At 67.1% G+C, this 16,963-nt stretch carries 15 protein-coding genes; 11 read left to right on the forward strand and 4 right to left on the reverse strand.

Features of this window, described 5'->3' with window-relative positions:
- The first annotated feature begins 58 nt into the window (after window positions 1-58).
- Entirely contained in the window at window positions 59-433 is a 375-nt protein-coding gene (locus AC3WLY_RS08380) for a RebB family R body protein (RefSeq protein WP_492310376.1), read from the forward strand.
- 196 nt (window positions 434-629) lie between these two features.
- Complete coding sequence (locus AC3WLY_RS08385) at window positions 630-953, forward strand: RebB family R body protein (protein WP_072437809.1); 324 nt, start codon at window positions 630-632, stop codon at window positions 951-953.
- 81 nt (window positions 954-1,034) lie between these two features.
- On the opposite strand, the gene AC3WLY_RS08390 is transcribed toward AC3WLY_RS08385, so the two are convergent.
- On the reverse strand, window positions 1,035-1,844 hold the full coding sequence (locus AC3WLY_RS08390; protein WP_492310375.1) for a Crp/Fnr family transcriptional regulator: 810 nt from the start codon (window positions 1,842-1,844) through the stop codon (window positions 1,035-1,037).
- A gap of 273 nt (window positions 1,845-2,117) precedes the next feature.
- Between AC3WLY_RS08390 and AC3WLY_RS08395 the strand changes: the two genes are divergently transcribed.
- The 8 genes from AC3WLY_RS08395 to argE all read left to right on the forward strand — a co-directional run bounded on the left by AC3WLY_RS08395 (window position 2,118) and on the right by argE (window position 8,203).
- The gene (locus AC3WLY_RS08395) at window positions 2,118-2,675 is read left to right on the forward strand and encodes an RNA polymerase sigma factor (RefSeq protein WP_492310374.1); all 558 of its coding nucleotides are present in this window, start codon (window positions 2,118-2,120) and stop codon (window positions 2,673-2,675) included.
- Window positions 2,676-2,788: 113 nt separating this feature from the next.
- Window positions 2,789-3,082 carry a RebB family R body protein gene (locus tag AC3WLY_RS08400; protein WP_072437812.1) on the forward strand — a complete coding sequence of 98 codons (294 nt, stop codon included), beginning with the start codon at window positions 2,789-2,791 and terminating at the stop codon, window positions 3,080-3,082.
- Window positions 3,083-3,111: 29 nt separating this feature from the next.
- Window positions 3,112-3,735 (forward strand): hypothetical protein, encoded by a 624-nt coding sequence (locus AC3WLY_RS08405; RefSeq protein ID WP_492310373.1) that lies wholly within the window; start codon window positions 3,112-3,114, stop codon window positions 3,733-3,735.
- A gap of 159 nt (window positions 3,736-3,894) precedes the next feature.
- Window positions 3,895-4,341: a hypothetical protein gene (locus tag AC3WLY_RS08410; RefSeq protein ID WP_492310372.1), complete on the forward strand. Its 447-nt coding sequence runs from the start codon at window positions 3,895-3,897 to the stop codon at window positions 4,339-4,341.
- Window positions 4,342-4,524: 183 nt separating this feature from the next.
- On the forward strand, window positions 4,525-5,847 hold the full coding sequence (locus tag AC3WLY_RS08415) for a flavin-containing monooxygenase (RefSeq protein WP_492310371.1): 1,323 nt from the start codon (window positions 4,525-4,527) through the stop codon (window positions 5,845-5,847).
- A 76-nt stretch (window positions 5,848-5,923) separates the two neighbouring features.
- Window positions 5,924-6,373 (forward strand): RidA family protein, encoded by a 450-nt coding sequence (locus AC3WLY_RS08420; RefSeq protein ID WP_175961790.1) that lies wholly within the window; start codon window positions 5,924-5,926, stop codon window positions 6,371-6,373.
- Window positions 6,370-7,047, forward strand: coding sequence for a DUF1028 domain-containing protein (locus AC3WLY_RS08425; protein WP_175961789.1), 678 nt, complete (start codon window positions 6,370-6,372; stop codon window positions 7,045-7,047). The genes AC3WLY_RS08420 and AC3WLY_RS08425 overlap by 4 nt, the downstream gene beginning before the upstream one ends.
- Window positions 7,040-8,203 (forward strand): acetylornithine deacetylase, encoded by a 1,164-nt coding sequence (gene argE, locus AC3WLY_RS08430; protein ID WP_492310370.1) that lies wholly within the window; start codon window positions 7,040-7,042, stop codon window positions 8,201-8,203. The genes AC3WLY_RS08425 and argE overlap by 8 nt, the downstream gene beginning before the upstream one ends.
- Before the next feature lie 54 nt (window positions 8,204-8,257).
- On the opposite strand, the gene AC3WLY_RS08435 is transcribed toward argE, so the two are convergent.
- Window positions 8,258-9,181, reverse strand: a complete 924-nt coding sequence (locus tag AC3WLY_RS08435) for a LysR substrate-binding domain-containing protein (RefSeq protein ID WP_425131964.1) — start codon at window positions 9,179-9,181, stop codon at window positions 8,258-8,260.
- A 389-nt stretch (window positions 9,182-9,570) separates the two neighbouring features.
- On the opposite strand from AC3WLY_RS08435, the gene AC3WLY_RS08440 reads away from it, so the two are divergent.
- On the forward strand, window positions 9,571-10,992 hold the full coding sequence (locus AC3WLY_RS08440) for a purine-cytosine permease family protein (protein WP_492310369.1): 1,422 nt from the start codon (window positions 9,571-9,573) through the stop codon (window positions 10,990-10,992).
- Window positions 10,993-11,124: 132 nt separating this feature from the next.
- Here the strand turns inward: AC3WLY_RS08440 and AC3WLY_RS08445 are convergent, their stop codons facing one another.
- Entirely contained in the window at window positions 11,125-13,404 is a 2,280-nt protein-coding gene (locus tag AC3WLY_RS08445) for an FdhF/YdeP family oxidoreductase (protein WP_175961785.1), read from the reverse strand.
- A gap of 125 nt (window positions 13,405-13,529) precedes the next feature.
- Window positions 13,530-16,364, reverse strand: a complete 2,835-nt coding sequence (locus AC3WLY_RS08450) for an ATP-dependent Clp protease ATP-binding subunit (RefSeq protein WP_175961784.1) — start codon at window positions 16,362-16,364, stop codon at window positions 13,530-13,532.
- Between the last annotated feature and the right edge of the window lie 599 nt (window positions 16,365-16,963).

Raw genomic sequence — 16,963 nt, forward strand, 5'->3', positions numbered from 1 at the left:
GACAGAACGGGCCGAGCCGATTCGATGCGGCGCCCGTTCGCAAACCAGGAGAAATACGATGCCAAATGACGCAAACGCGAACGCCGACAACAAGGACCCGAAGGACCCCTGCGACTGCAAGACGTGCACGGTCAATGCCGCGATCACCGACGCGGTCACGCAGACCAACGTCAAGGTGGTGGGCGAAGCGCCCGCAATGGCGACGGGCTCGCTGTACCAGGCCCAGAGCCATTCGCTCAGTGTGCTGTTCGAGAACGCCGTGCAGCAGCAGTCGCAGGCCGCGGTTCAGCTGCCGACCTCGACGAACGTGGGCACGATGCAGCTCTACACGCTCGGGCCGGCGAGCGCCGGCGCCGCCGCGACGGAAATCGGCTCGAACGGCGTGCTTTCCGTGCTGGCTGACGTGCTCGCGCTCGGCAAGGCGCTTGCCTGACGCGTAACCCGGCGTCGACGCCGGGCGGCGGCCTCGTTCCAAGTGGCTTCCGCCCGGCGCCCGACGTCGTGTCGACGCCCGCGACGGCGAGCACCCGCGGCGCATCGACGGCGCCGTGCGTCGCGCGTCGCCGACCGATCCACTCATGCTTTCGCCGCGACTGCGCCGCAGCGGCGAGCAAACCAGGAGTAACGACATGACGGAACAGGTTTCCGCCGCGATTACCGATGCAGTCACGCAAGCCAACGTCAAGGTGGTGGGCGAAGCCCCGGCCGTGGCCTTGGGCACGCTCATGCAGTCGAACAGCCATGCGTCCGCGATCCTGCTTCACAACGCGGTGCAGATGCAGGCGAACCAGGCGGCGTCCAACCTCGCCGCCACGACCGTCGGCATCATGCAGCTCTATGCCGGTTCGCCGGTGGCGGCGGCCGCCGCAGCGCGCTCGGCGAACGACAACTTTGCGTCGCAGCTGGCAGCCATCGCGCAGTTGATGAACGCCATCAGCCATTGGCGCGGCTGACCTTCACCGCGCGCCGTGCAACCCGGCGCGCGCAACCTCCCCGCGCCGCGGCGCGGCACGACGCACGTGCTTGCCGGGGCATCAATTGGCGTTGGCGATGTACCGGAGCTGCTCCGGTTTTTCGATCGTCACGCCGTGCTCGCGAAGCCGGATCAGGCCGTCGCGCTGCATCCTCTGCAGGCTGCTGTTCAGTCGCGGCCGGCTGACGTTGAGCATCGCTGCCAGGATGCTCTGGTTCTCCGGCAGCGGCACCTCGAGATCGTTCCCTTGCATGCGGTTCAGCAGATGGCGCGCGAGCCTTGCTTCGAGCCGGTACAGGCACGCCGACTCGACGAAGTCGCTCAGCTGATGGATGTGCCGGCACAGCTGCTCGTGGATGCGCTCCATGAAATCCGCGTTGGCCAGCAGCGGCGCGAAGTACTGGCGATGCAGCAGCGAAATGCGGCAGTCGGGGCTCAACTGCGCTGTGAAGCTGCGCCGGTGTGCGCGAATCAGCGTGCTCTCGCCGATGAGTTCGCCCGGCACCGAGTGGCCGAGAATGATTTCGCGTCCGCCGGGTTCGTGCAGCGTCATGTAGACGCGGCCGCGGTGCACGAAGGCGACGAAATCTCCCGGATCGCCCTTGAAGAACAACAGGCGATTGCCGTGTTCGGGCCAGGGCGTGGCATGCCGCTCGATATGAGCCAGAAGGCTTTCCGGCAGATCGGTGAGTATCGGTATATTGCGCAGCGTTTGAACGTTAGCAAGGGCAGGCATGTTTTCCGTGCGAGGTTGTTTGACGATGCGGCCACCTAGCGAAAAACGCTGCCTTTGGCACTGCGTGAAAAATGAACAATGAAGATAGCCAGATAATCGGCAAGCAGTCCGGATATGGCGGCACTTCGGCGGCAAGGACGCTTGGTCGATCGACGCGGATAGCCGCGTGCCGGCGCGCGAACGCGTCGCCGCGGCAGTCGTTCTTTTTTCATCGCAATGCCGTCATTCACGCCCGGCGGCGCACCTGAAACGACGGATGGGGCTATGCCGGGGGATTAAAATTTCCGTTCATAATAATCAAGAAAATTTACCAAAACCGATTATCTTGATAACGGTGTTACGCGGGTAACAGCGCCGTTCGCGGCATCGAATCGATTCTGTGTTTTCCATAAAAAAGGAAGGCACGGGATGACAACCTCGAACCAGCACGCTGCCCCGACGCCTGAGTCACCGGCGCAGCAGCTCGATCGCACGTGGCGGGAAATGCAGGGGAAATTGCGGCGCCGCGCGCGCCTGTTGTGCAAGGGCGATATCTACCGTGCCGACGAACTGCTCTCCGATACCGCACTCAAGGTCCACATTTACCTGCAGCGTTCGCCCGAGCGCGTGCAGAACCTGGCCGGCTTTCTCTTTCTGGCGCTGAACCATGCGTTCCTCGATGGCGCGCGCCGCCGTCTCCGCGAAAGCGGCAGGCTCGAATTCGACCCGGACTGGGACGACGATCACACCGTCGAGCTGGCTGGCCACGCACCGTCGATGGAGCAGCAACTGCTGCTCCGGCAGTTGCTGCTGCGTCTCGAGCAGGCGCTGTCCACGCTCCCGCAGCAGCAGCAGATGCTGTTCACGCTGAAGTTCGAGGAGGACCGCCCCTATCTGCACATCGCGGCGACGCTCGGGATCAACGAGCCGCTTGCCAGAAAGCGCGTCGAGCTGCTGCGCAAGAAGTTGCGCGAGGAACTCGCCTGAGCACGTTCACGAACGCGGGCACGCAGCGTTCCTAACGGCATGCGCGGCGTCGATGGCCTGCCGGCCCGCCGTTCCTTCAATCGCATGCCGGAGCCGAGATCCGAGGAGGCCTCGTGGCAGACAAAGTCAATGAGCAGGTTACCGACGCGCTGACGCAGACCAATGTCAGCGTCGTCGCGGGATCGCCGGCCCAGGCGCTGGGCACGCTTTACCAGATGTTCAGCCAGGCCGTCGGCATCTCGGCGCAGAACATGACGCAGCAGCAGGCGGCGCTGAACCAGATTTCGAACGCCGTGGTGTCGAAGGCGGTGGCCATGATCCTGTCCGTCGAAGCGTCGCCGAAGGGGGCATCGGGCGGCGCGGCGCATGCCCCGACGGCCGGGCCGCAGACGGGTTCCACGCATTAGGACGCGCTGACTCTCGGGATACCTGAACCATGAACATGAAAGGCATTTTGGGCGGGCGCGGCGACGGCGCGCCGCAGGCACCGCAGACACCGCAGACGCCGCGCGATGTCGCAGACGCCGCAGCCGAAGCAACGACGCCGGCCGATGTCGCGCCGAGCACCGCGGCGTCGAAGGCCGGCGCGCGTACGTGGCCGGTCAACCGGCTGCGCAGGCTCACCGATGCGCTGAAGGCGCCGAACCAGATCGCGGGTGCGGCCGGGGGCTCGTCGCTGCAGACCGTGCAGGCGATCAACGCGGAAGCCGCGTCCTACGCGACGACGCAGATCGCCGTCGGCCCGAACATGATGATCACGCAGGCGGGCGGCATGGTCGCGCAGGCGGCGGCCAACTACTTCGAGGCGTCGACGTCGCTGGCGATCGCGGGCAAGAGCGTGCTGATGAAGGATCTGGCGCAGAAGACCATCGACGAGAACGTGCCCGGGATGGCGATGGATGCGATGGGCCTGCTGTTGACGGACCTGTTCGTCGCGACCGCGGCGATCGTTGCGGGTGCCGCGGAGGCGATCGAAGGGGAGGCCGCGAGTGTCGCGCTCGACAAGATCGACGAGAGCCTGCAGAAGTATCAGGCGCTGCTGGACAAGAAGGGCACGTAGAGCGCGACCGCGCGCGCAGTGGCAAGGAATCAACCGACACGACCCGCCGGGCCATCAGGCCGGATGCGGGATGTGAGCGGCGGGACCGACGCGCGTCCGTTTTCCCGGACACGTCGCGGCCCCGCCACCGGCAGTCCCATCGAGTCAAATGAGGAACCCATGCCCTACGACATTCACAACGTACAAGGTCCCGCGCCGCTGGCGGTTGGCGAGCGCATCTGGGGAGATGCGGCGGAAATCGATTTCGGCGCGATGACGAGCTGCATCGCGCTCGTCGAGCAGACGCCGGGCCAGCCGACGTCGGTGCGCGCAATCCATCTGTCGATCGTCAGCGGCGACGGCACGAAGGTTTACGATCCGGCGGCGAACGTGGCCGGGCAGGTCGAGACGATCATGCAGCAGAGCGGCGACCTGCGTACCTGCCTCGGGCGCATCGATCTCTGGCAGGCCAGCCAGCAGCAACAGCTGCAGGATTTCTTCGTCGCGCTGATGCTGAGCCTCGACATGCAAAACTGGGTGCCGGTGCCGGACGGCAACCTGCGAGTGCGGATCAACGGCGGCGTGATCCAGTATCAGAAGGGCACCGGTCCATGGACCAACGCGTAGCCGGCGCAGTACGGGCGCGTCGTCCTGCGCCGCTCGCCGCCCGCGCCACACCCAGCTTTTTGCTCGTCAACACCAACAAAAATCATCATTTCGCCTCCGGCGGTGTGTCAGCAGAATGTCTCCATTCCAGCTCGTGCGACAGCAAGAACGTCGCATCGAGCCGCACTTCAGAAGGAGACAGCCGTGGCAGTCGAAACAACCTCAATCGATACGCTCGTCGTCGGCGCCGGTCAGGCCGGCGTGGCCATGAGCGAGCACCTGGGCAAGCTGGGCGTGCCCCATCTCGTGCTGGAGCGCAGCCGCATCGCCGAACGCTGGCGCACGGGGCGCTGGGATTCGCTGGTCGCGAACGGCCCCGCGTGGCACGACCGCTTCCCGGGGCTCGAATTCGACGGCCTCGATCCCGATGCGTTCGCAACGAAAGACCAGGTCGCGGACTACTTCGAAGCGTATGCGCGGAAATTCAATGCGCCGATCCGCACCGGCGTCGAAGTGAAGAAAGTCGTGCGCAACGCGGGCAAGCCGGGCTTCGTCGTCGAGACGTCCGACGGCGCGATAGAGGCGAACCGCGTGGTCGTCGCGACGGGGCCGTTCCAGCGCCCGGTGATTCCGCCGATCGCGCCGGACGACGCACGTCTCGTGCAGATCCATTCCGCCGACTATCGCAACCCGGGCCTGCTTCCGGAAGGCGCGGTGCTGGTGGTCGGTGCGGGTTCGTCGGGCGTGCAGATCGCCGACGAACTGCAGCGCGCGGGTAGGCAGGTCTACCTGTCGGTCGGCCCGCACGATCGCCCGCCGCGCGCGTATCGCGGCCGCGACTTCTGCTGGTGGCTCGGCGTGCTCGGCGAATGGGACAAGGAAGTCGCGACGCCCGGCCGCGAACACGTGACGATCGCGGTGAGCGGCGCGCGTGGCGGCCATACGGTCGATTTCCGCAAGCTTGCGAACCAGGGCGTGACGCTGGTCGGGCTGACGAAGTCGTTCGACGGCGGCGTGGTCACATTCGAACGCGACCTCGCGATCAATCTCGCACGCGGCGATGAGAACTACCTGTCGCTGCTCGATGCGGCCGACGCGTATGCGGCGCGCAACGGCCTCGACCTGCCGGAAGAGCCGGACGCGCGCCGCATCCTGCCGGACCCCGAATGCGTCGCGCATCCGATCCTTTCCCTCGACCTCGCCGGCGCCGGCGTCACGTCGATCGTCTGGGCGACCGGCTATGCGGTCGACTACGGCTGGCTGAACGTCGACGCGTTCGCGGCGAACGGCAAGCCGCAGCACCAGCGCGGCGTGTCGAAGGAGCCCGGCATCTATTTCCTCGGGCTGCCGTGGCTGTCGCGGCGCGGTTCCAGCTTCATCTGGGGCGTATGGCACGACGCGAAGCACATCGCCGATCACATCGTGACGCAGCGCAAGTACCTCGACTACCACGACGCGTCGCAACATCGCGCGGCCGCGCAAGCGGCGCAGGCCGACACGCGCCCGCTCGCCGAAGCGACGAACTGACGAACCGACACGAACCCGCCGCGCCGCGTCCGCTGCCGGCGCGGCGGGTGTTTCCACCGACGATCGAAGGACCTCGATGAGCCAACCTACCCATACGCGTATCCGCATGTTCAACACGAAGGATACCTATCCGAACCAGACGCTCGACAACGACCTGTGCCAGGCCGTGCGGGCCGGCAACACCGTGTACGTGCGCGGCCAGGTCGGCACCGATTTCGACGGCAACCTGATCGGCCTCGGCGACGCGCGCGCGCAGGCCGGGCAGGCGATGAGGAACGTCAAGCAGCTGCTGGAGGAAGCCGGCAGCGACATCACGCATATCGTGAAGACGACGACCTACCTGATCGACCCGCGTTACCGCGAGCCGGTGTACCAGGAAGTCGGCAAGTGGCTGAAGGGCGTGTATCCGATCTCGACGGGGCTCGTCGTGTCCGCGCTCGGCCAGCCGCAGTGGCTGATGGAAATCGACGTGATCGCGGTGATCCCGGACAACTGGCAGCCGAACCGCGCACCGGAGGCGACATGACTTTCTCCATCGTCGGGCGCTGCCCGGAGACGGGGCAGCTCGGGATCGCGATCAGCTCGTCGAGCATCGCGGTGGGTGCGCGCTGCCCGTGGGTGCGTGCGGGCGTGGGCGCGGTCGCGACGCAGAACATCACGCTGCCGGCGCTCGGCCCGCAGATTCTCGACCTGATCGAGCACGAACAGCTCGCGAGCGCCGCGGCGCTCGACCGCGCGCTCAGCGCGAACGGCTGGAGCCAGTACCGGCAGGTCACGGTGATCGACGGGCAAGGGCAGACGGCGTGCTTCACCGGCAAGGAAGCGCTCGGCACGCATCACGCGGTGAAGGGCGAGCAATGCGTGGCGGCCGGCAACCTGCTGGCCGCGCCGGCCGTGATCGATGCGATGGTGCGTGCATTCGAACAGGCGCCCGGCCTGCTCGCCGATCGCCTGCTGGCCGCGATGCATGCGGCGATCGCAGCCGGCGGCGAGGCGGGGCCGGTGCATTCGGCCGCGCTGAAGGTGGTCGGCGACGTGACCTGGCCGATCGTCGACCTGCGCGTCGACTGGGCCGATGCCGACCCGATCGGGCAGCTCGACGCGCTGTGGCGCGCGTATCGCCCGCAGATGCAGGATTACCAGACCCGCGCGCTGAACCCGACCGCCGCGCCGAGCTACGGAGTGCCGGGCGATGAGTGACGCATCGAGCCGCGCGCTGCTCGAACGGCTGATCGCGTTCGCGACGGTCAGCCGCGATTCGAACCTCGAGATGATCGAGTTCATCCGCGACTATCTCGCGGGCTTCGGCGTATCGAGCGAACTGTTCTACGACGAGGAGCGCACGAAGGCGAGCCTGTACGCGACAATCGGGCCGCGCGATCGCGGCGGCATCGCGCTGTCGGGCCACACCGACGTGGTGCCGGCAGACGGGCTGGCGTGGACGGTCGAGCCGTTCCGGCTGACCGAGCGCGACGGCCGCCTGTACGGTCGCGGCACGGCCGACATGAAGGGCTTCATCGCTTCGGTGCTCGCGGCGGTGCCCGCGTTCGTCGCGAGGCCGCTGAGCGTGCCCGTGCATCTCGCGTTCTCGTACGACGAGGAAGTCGGCTGTCTCGGCGTTCGGCCGATGCTCTCGGAACTGGCCGCACGCGAGCACCGGCCGCGCCTGTGCCTGATCGGCGAGCCGACCGAACTGAAGCCGGTGCTCGGTCACAAGGGCAAGCTCGCGATGCGCTGCCACGTGAAGGGCGCGGCGTGCCACTCGGCGTACGCGCCGTCGGGCGTCAACGCGATCGACTATGCGGCGAAGCTGATCGGCCGGCTCAGCGAGATCGGCGCGGCGCTCGCGCGGCCCGAACGGCACGACAGCCGCTTCGATCCGCCGTTCTCGACCGTGCAGACCGGGCTGATCAAGGGCGGCCGCGCGCTGAACATCGTGCCGGCCGAATGCGAGTTCGATTTCGAGGTGCGTGCGCTGCCGGATTTCGATGCGCACGACGTGCCGAGAAAGCTGCAGGACTATGCGGAATCCGAACTGTTGCCGAGGATGCGCGCGGTGCAGCCGGATACCGATATTCAACTGCAGCCGCTCGGCGCGTACCCGGGGCTCGCGACCGCGCCCGACAGCGAAGCCGCGCGCCTGCTCGCGATGCTGAGCGGGTCCGATGCGTTCGGTACGGTCGCGTTCGGCACCGAGGGCGGGCTGTTCGGGCAGGCGGGCATTCCGACCGTGGTGTGCGGGCCCGGCAGCATGGACCAGGGGCACAAGCCCGACGAGTTCGTCACGCTCGAACAACTGCACGGATGCGACGCGATGCTGGGCCGTCTGGCCGCGCATCTTGCTTCGGCCGCCTGAACCCATAGCCGACACGCCCGCGCGCGTCCGGCGGCGCGGGCGTTTTCTGCTTCGCTATCGCGCCGATTCCGCGACGATCTGCGCGAGCCGCTCGCGACAGAAATCGACGAACGACTGCGCCTGCTTGGTGAGCTGCCCGCGTTTCAGGCGTGCGCTCACGAGCCCGGACGGGCTCACCGTTTCGCTGAGGCCGATCGTCACGACGCGCCGGCCGTCGTAGGTGTATTCCGAATACGGGCGCGTGACGAGCAGCGAGAAGCCGAACCCCTGGCCGACCATCCCGCGCACCATCTCGATCGACGGCGAGCCGAACACGATGTTCGGCGTCAGCCCGAGCTCATGAAACAGGCTGACGAAATACGTGCGGCTCGGCTGCACGTCGAGCAGGATCATCGGCTCGACGCAGAGGTCGCGCAGCGACACGTGCGGCTGGCCCGCGAACCGGTGGTCCTCCGGCAGCAGCACGTATGGCTGCTGCGGCGGCATCAGCGGCTCGGTTTCGATCGTGCCGTCGAGATCGTGGTCGTACATCAGCGCGAGATCGAACGTGCCGGACGTCAGGCCCTGCACGAGTTCCTGCTGGTCGCCGTCGCGCAGCCGGATGTTGACGCCCGGGTAGCGCTCGCGGAACCCTGCGATGAGCTGAGGAAGATAGAGCGGCGCGACCGTTTCGAAGCAGCCGATGTCGATCTGCCCGGTAATCACGTCGTTGTCGGCGAGCGCGTTCTGTTCGAATTCGTGCGCGATGCGCAGCAGCTCCTGCGCTTTCCGGTAGAAGCGCGTGCCGCTCGGCGTCAGCGATACGCCCTGCGCGTGATGGCGGATGAACAGCTTCACGCCGAAGCTTTCCTCGAGCCCCTTGATCGCGCTGGAGATCGACGGCTGCGCGATGAAAAGCTGGCGCGACGCCTCGGCGACGCTGCCGGATTCGACCGTCGTCACGAAGTATTTCAGTTGCCGCAAAGTGTAGTGAGCCACATGCACCTCTGATGCCCGGCCCCGGCGTGCCGCCGAGGGCGAATTCTGTCCGTGGTTTCGCGTAGCACCTTACCTGAAGAAGCCCGAAGCCGAAATTTCCGCTACAGAGCTTTTTCGTATGTCCCGGAAATATTTTTAGTATTTCTCCGTCGCGGCATCGGGGGCGCACCATCGTCTCCAATCCGGATCGCAACGAGGCCGCACACGTGCCGGCGGGACATGTCGTCCGTCCCCGCAAGCCGCGCATTGTCCGCTTCGGCCGACAACTGCCGCGCGCGCACGCGGCGCGTCGTCGCTCGCGTATCCGGACCCGATTGCAGGTGCGCACCCCATCGCGCGCCGGCTTGAACGGCAAGCGCGCATCGCCGCGCAGGACAGGAGACTTCACCATGACGAACGTGGACCGCAACGCGTCCCCGATGATAGAGAAACACACGATCGGCTACGTGCCGCCCGCGGAGCGCCACGGCAAGGTGCGCGACCTGTTCACGCTCTGGTTCGGCGGCAATATCGCGCCGCTGCCGATCGTGACCGGCGCGCTCGGCGTGCAGCTCTTTCACCTGAACCTGATGTGGGGCATCGTCGCGATCGTCGTCGGCCAGGCGGTCGGCGGCGTGCTGATGGCGCTGCATTCCGCGCAGGGGCCGCAAATGGGCATCCCGCAGATGATCCAGAGCCGCGCGCAGTTCGGTTCGTGGGGCGCGCTGCTCGTCACGGTGATCGCGGCCGTGATGTACGTCGGCTTCTTCGCGTCGAACATCGTGCTCGCCGGCAAGTCGGTGCACGGCATCGCGGCGTCGGTGCCGGTGCCCGTCGGCATCGTGATCGGCGCGGTGGGCTCGGGGCTGATCGGCATCGTCGGCTACCGCTTCATCCATATCCTGAACCGCATCGGCACGTGGGTGCTCGGCATCGGGATCCTGGTCGGCTTCTGGATGATCCTCACGCACGTGACGACCGACGATTTCCTGACGCGCGGCGGCTTCGACTTCGCGGGCTGGCTCGCGACGGTGTCGCTGTCGGCGTTGTGGCAGATCGCGTTCGCGCCGTACGTATCGGACTATTCGCGTTATCTGCCGGAGGATGTCGGCGTCGCGTCGACGTTCTGGGCGACCTATCTCGGCTGCACGATCGGCTCGACGCTCGCGTTCATCTTCGGCGCGGTCGCGGTGCTCGCGGTGCCGGCCGGCGCGGACACGATGGATGCGGTCAAGCAGGCGACCGGCCCGCTCGGGCCGCTGATGCTCGTGCTGTTCCTGCTGAGCGTGATCAGCCACAACGCGCTGAACCTGTACGGCGCGGTGCTCGCGGTGATCACGTCGGTGCAGACGTTCGCGTACAAGTGGATTCCGACCGCAAAAACCCGCGCGGCGGTGTCGGTGGTGATCTTCGTTGCGTGCTGCTATGCGGCGATCGGCGCATCGACGAACTTCGTCGGCAACCTCGTCGATCTCGTGCTCGCGCTGCTGGTCGTGCTGGTGCCGTGGACGGCGATCAACCTGATCGACTTCTACGTGATCCACAAGGGCAAGTACGACATCCAGTCGATCTTCATGGCGGACGGCGGGATCTACGGCCGCTTCAATCCGCAGGCGCTGCTCGCGTATGCGATCGGCATCCTCGTGCAGATTCCGTTCATGAACACGCCGATGTATGCGGGGCCGATTCCCGCGCATCTCGGCGGCGCGGACCTGTCGTGGCTCGTGGGGCTGGTGCTGACGTCGCCGCTGTACTACTGGCTCGCGTCGCGCGACAGCGCGTATCGGCGCCGGCAGGGCGGTGCGCATCTGCCGCCGACTGCAGCGCAGTAAGCGGGGCGCCTTTCGAAGCGGAGCAGGAAGAGGGGGCCACCGCATCGGTCGAGATGCGGTGGCCCGTGGAAGCGTTTCGACATGACGAAGGCAGGCCCGCGGCGGGTGACGCGCCGCAAGCCTGCCCGTGCATCAGACGGCCGCCGAGCGCGCGACGCGTACCGGCACCGACTTGTACGACGGCGTGCCGCTTTCCTTGTCGATGTAGTCGAGCGGCACGAGCACGTTCGCTTCCGGGTAGTACGCGCCGACCGAACCCGGCGCGATGTCGTACTCGATCGCGGTGATCTTCTCGAGACGCAGCGTGCGGCCCGACGCGGTGATCGTCTCGATGTCGACGAGGTCGCCGTGTTCGAGCCCGTACTTCGCGAGATCCGCCGGGTTCATGAACAGCACGTCGCGCCGCCCGAACACGCCGCGATAGCGGTCGTCGAGCCCGTAGATCGTCGTGTTGTACTGGTCGTGGCTGCGCAGCGTGATCAGCCGCAGCACGTGCTCGCCGCCGAGCACTTCCGCGTCTTCCGCGACGCCCTTGTAGACCGAGAACATCGCCTTGCCGGTCGCCGTGGGCCATACGCGCTCGGTGGGCGGCAGCGGCAGCCGGAAGCCGCCCGGCGTGCGGATGCGCTCGTTGAATGCCTCGAAGCCGGACACCGTGCGGTCGATCAGGTCGCGGATGCGGTCGTAGTCGGCGATCAGGTCGAGCCACGCGACCTTGCTGTTCGGCAGCGTCGCATGCGCGATGCCCGCGACGATCGCGGGCTCCGAGCGCAACTGGTCGGATGCGGGCTTGAGCTTGCCGGCCGACGCGTGGACCATCGACATCGAATCCTCGACGGTGATCGATTGCCGGCCGCTCGCCTGCATGTCGAGCTCGGTGCGGCCGAGCACGGGCAGGATGAAGGTTTCCTTTCCGACCAGCAGGTGCGTGCGGTTCAGCTTCGTGCCGAGGTGCACGCTCAGGTCGAGCTTCGACATCGCCGGGAACGACAGCTCGGGATCGGGCAGCGCGACCGCGAAGTTGCCGCCGAGGCACAGCAGCGCCTTCGCGCTGCCGTCGACCATCGCCTGCATCGCCTGCACGGCGTCGTGCCCGTGATGCGCGGGCGGCGTGAAGCCGCACACGTCCTCGATCTTCTTCAGGAACTCGGCCGACGGTTTCTCGGTGATGCCGACCGTGCGGTTGCCCTGCACGTTCGAATGGCCGCGCAGCGGGCAGATGCCGGCGCCGGGCTTGCCGATGTTGCCGCGCATCAGCAGCAGGTCGGCAATCAGGCGCACGGTTGCCGTGCCCTTGTTGTGCTGCGTGACGCCCATCCCGTACGTGACGATCGTCGCGTTCGATTTCGCGTACGCAAGTGCGACCTGTTCGAGCTGCGCCTGGCTGAGGCCGCTCGCGCGCTCGATGTCGTCCCACGACGTGACCTGCAGATCGGCCGAGAACGCGTCGAAGCCGTTGGTGTGCTGCGCGATGAAGTCGCGGTCGAGCACGTCGCCGCGCTCGGCTTCGAGCTGCAGCAGCGCCTTCATGATGCCCTTCAGCGCGGCCGCGTCGCCGCCCGCATCGAGCTGGTAGTACGTCGATGCGATGCGCGTCGAGCCGAACGACGCCATCTCGATCATGTCCTGCGGATCCGCGAAGCGTTCGAGCGCGCGCTCGCGCAGCGGATTGAACACGATGATCGGCACGTTGCGCCGCGAGCACTCGTGCAGCGTGCCCATCATCCGCGGGTGGTTCGTGCCGGGATTGTGGCCGATCGAGATGATCAGCTCGCAGTGGTCGAAATCCTCCAGCGACACGGTGCCCTTGCCGATGCCGATCGACTGCGGCAGGCCGACGCTGGTCGGCTCGTGGCACATGTTCGAGCAGTCGGGGAAATTGTTGGTGCCGAGCTCGCGCGCGAACAGCTGGTACAGGTACGCGGCTTCGTTCGACGCGCGGCCCGACGTGTAGAACTCGACCTGCTCGGGCGGCAGCGCGCGCAACACTTCGCCGATGCGCGCGAACGCGTCGTCCCATTCGATCGCGCGGAACGTGTCGGTCGCGCGATCGTAGGCGAGCGGATGCGTGAGCCGGCCCATGTTCTCCAGTTCGTAGTCCGACATGCGCAGCAGCGACGACACGGTGTTCGCCGCGAAGAACTCGGGCGTCACGCGCTTGGTCGTCGCTTCCCACGTGACGGCCTTCGCGCCGTTCTCGCAGAACTGGAACGTCGACTTGTGCTCCTTGTCGGGCCATGCGCAGCCGGGGCAGTCGAAACCGTCGGGCTGGTTGGTCCGCATCAGCACGATCGGCGCCTCGATGGTTTCCATCTGCGTGCGCACGGCCTCGGCTGTCGCGCGAAGCGCGCCCCAACCGCCGGCGGGCCCGTCGTACTTCCTGATGCCTGGCACTTCGCGTCGATTTGTCATTGTGAATCTCCATGAGCCGGGCCCGGTGCGGGCGGCTCGGGTTGCGCCGTGTCGCGGCGTGGTGCGGCTCCGTCCGTCGGACGGAGCCGGTCATGCTTGCCCCGGGCTGCAGGGCAGGCGGGGTTTCAGTGCGCGTCCTTCTTCGCGCCGGAAGACTTCTTGCCGGACTGCTTTGCGGTGGGTGGCGGCGCGTCGGCGGGCGCATCGCCGGCGCTCGCGTCGCCGGATGCGTTGGCGGCCGCCTTGCCGTTTGGTTTCGCCTTGCCGTCGGCGTCCTTCTTCGTGTCCTTCGCTTCAGGCGCGGCGAGCTTGTCGAACTTCACTTCGCCGCTGTCCTTGTCGTAGTCGACCTCGACGCGGTCGCCCGACTTCAACCGGTCGGCGAGGATCTCCTTCGCGAGCTTGGTCTCGATGGTCTGGCGGATCTGGCGCTTCAGCTCGCGCGCGCCGAACTCCGGCTGGTAGCCGGCTTCGGTCAGGTGCTCGACGAGCGCATCGCCCATCACGAGCGTGATGTCCTGCGCGGCGGCCGTGCGCACCACGCGGTCGAGCTGGATCTGCACGATCGCGCGGATGTTCTCCTTCGACAGCGCGTGGAAGACGATCACCTCGTCGATCCGGTTCAGAAACTCGGGGCGGAAATGGCCCTTCAGCACCTGCATCAGCTCGTCGCGGATCGCCTTGTCGGTCTTGCGCGCGGCTTCCGGCTGCGTCAGGTTGTCCATGATGATCGCGGCGCCGAGGTTGCTCGTCGCGATGATGATCGTGTTGCTGAAGTCGACCACGCGGCCCTTGCCGTCGGTCAGGCGGCCGTCGTCGAACACCTGCAGCAGCACGTTGTAGACGTCCGGGTGCGCCTTCTCGATCTCGTCGAGCAGGATCACGCTGTACGGGCGGCGCCGCACGCGCTCGGTGAGCTGGCCGCCTTCGTCGTAGCCGACGTAGCCGGGCGGCGCGCCGATCAGCCGCGCGACCGCGTGCCGTTCCATGTACTCGGACATGTCGATGCGGATGATCGCCTGCTCGTCGCCGAACACGGTCTCGGCCAGCGCCTTCGCGAGCTCGGTCTTGCCAACGCCCGTCGGCCCGAGGAACAGGAACGTCGCGATCGGCCGGTGCGTCTGGCCGAGCCCCGCGCGCGACAGCCGCACGGCGTCGCTGACGGCCACCACCGCGTCGCTCTGGCCGACCACGCGCTCGCGCAGCTGCTCCTCCATCTTCAGCAGCTTCTGGCGCTCTTCCTGCGTGAGTTCGGACACGGGAATGCCGGTCAGGCGCGACACGACCTCGGCAACCGACTCGACCGTCACCTCGAGCGTTTCGGAGCCCGTCTTGCGCTGCCACGCCTCCATTTTTTCATCGAGCGTCTTCTGCTTCGCGTTGATCTGCTCCTCGAACTGCTTCGCTTCGTCGAAGCGCTTGCGCGACGTCGCGTAGTCCTGTTCGCGCTTCAGTTGCGCGATCTGCGCTTCGCCTTCCTGGATGTCGACGGGGCGCGACGTCGCGCCGATCCGCACGCGCGCGGCGGCCTGGTCGATCAGGTCGATCGCCTTGTCGGGCAGGAAGCGCGACGTGATATAGCGGTCGGCGAACTCGGCGGCCGCGACGAACGCGTCGTCGGCGAACGTCACCTGGTGGTGCGCCTCGAGGCTGTCGCGCAACCCGCGCAGGATCACGATCGTCTGCTCGACGCTCGGCTCCGGTACGAACACCGGCTGGAAGCGCCGTTCGAGCGCCGCGTCCTTCTCGATGTACTTCTGGTATTCGTTGAGCGTCGTCGCGCCGATCAGGCTCAGCTCGCCGCGCGCGAGTGCGGGCTTCAGCACGTTCGCGATGTCGAGGCCGCCTTCGCCGCCGCCCTGGCCCGCGCCGACGATCGTATGCAGTTCGTCGATGAACAGGATCAGTTCGTCCTGCTTTGCAGTCACTTCGTCGATCAGCTGCTTCGCGCGCTCCTCGAACTCGCCGCGATACTTGGCGCCGGCGACCATCGAATTGATGTTGACCTCGACGAGCCGCTTGTTGCGCAGCACCTCGGGCACGTCGCCGTTGACGATCCGCTGCGCGAGCCCTTCGACGATCGCGGTCTTGCCGACGCCCGGCTCGCCGATCAGCACCGGGTTGTTCTTCTTGCGGCGCGCGAGCACTTCGATCGTGCTTTCGATTTCCTGCGCGCGGCCGAGCACGGGGTCGAGCTTGCCCTGGCGCGCGATCGCGGTGAGGTCGCGGCCGAACTTGTCGAGGTTCGGCGTGCCGGTCGGTGCGTCGACGCGGCCGTCCTCGGCGCCCTTGCCGACCACCTTCACGACTTTCTGGCGCAGCGCCTCGGGCGTCACGCCGTATTTCTTCAGCAGCGTGCCGGCGATGCTGTCCGGCACCGATGCGAGCCCGATCAGCAGGTGCTCGGGGCCGATATACGAGTGGCCAAGATCGCGCGACGCCTGGAACGCGTATTGCACGGCCTTCTTCACGCGCGGCGAGATCGACAGCTTGTCGAGCGGCGCATCGGGGGCGGCCGTGCCGGTGTGCGCATGCTCGTCGATATACGACTTGATGTCCTGCGGCGACAGCTTCAGTTCCTTCAGCAGCGCGGCGCAGACGTCGGTGTCCGCGAGCGCGTAGAGCAGGTGTTCGGAGTCGAGCTCGCTGCGGCGCAGTTCGTGCGCCTTCTCGGCCGCGCGCTGCAGCAGTTCGAGCGTCTGTTCGCTGAACGCGTCGGTCGGGTCGACCGATTCGCGCGGCACCTCGGCGGCGAGCGGCGATTCGTCGCCGAGCTCACCGAACAGCGACGACGAGCCGCCGCCCAGCAGCGAATCGAACGGGTTCAGCATGCTCTGATGCCGCATCAGCTGACGGAAATGGTAGTCGCAGATCGAGATCGTCTTGCGCTCGCCGTCCTGCATCACGGTTGCGCGCGCAACGGCCGGCCGGGCGTGGCAGATATCGCAAAGTGCGGGCATGGTGGTCTGGCTCCTGTCTGTGAAGGTGGGTCGAACGGTGAAGTCACGATGCGGTGCAGCGCTGGCGCGTGCCGACCGCGAACACGCGACGCGCGGCGCGGCGGCGCGCGGGCCGCGCCCACGCTGTCGCGCCGCGCGCGCCGGCGAGGCGCACGGTCGCGGCGGGGAGCGCGCATGCTGCGAGGAGCCCACGGCATCGCTTCGACTGCGTTCAAAATAGCGCCTCGGCGGGAGGCATCCAAGACACAGTTTCGCGCCGGACCGACTGCGAATTGCACCCTCACATGCGCGCACGCACGGGGGACAAGGAGTACAGACGGGCGCGCACGCGGCGACGCGGGCGCGCGCGGCATGTGCAGCGTGCGGTGACTGGAGGCACGGGGGAGGGAAACGCGAACGGATCGCGGTGCGACATCGGCGCGCAGGGCGCCGGTCGGCGGCAAACGGACGGTGATGCGGGTGGCCCGGCGCGGCGCAAGTGCCGCAGCGCGAGCGTGCGCGAACCGGTTATGGCCGGCCGCGCGCGCATCGCAGCCGATGCGCGCGTGGCGGCCGAACGAGAGGTCCAGTTGCACGGTACGGGCCGGACATGGCGCCAA

It is taken from the genome of Burkholderia sp. FW306-1C-G01B (assembly GCF_058781685.1).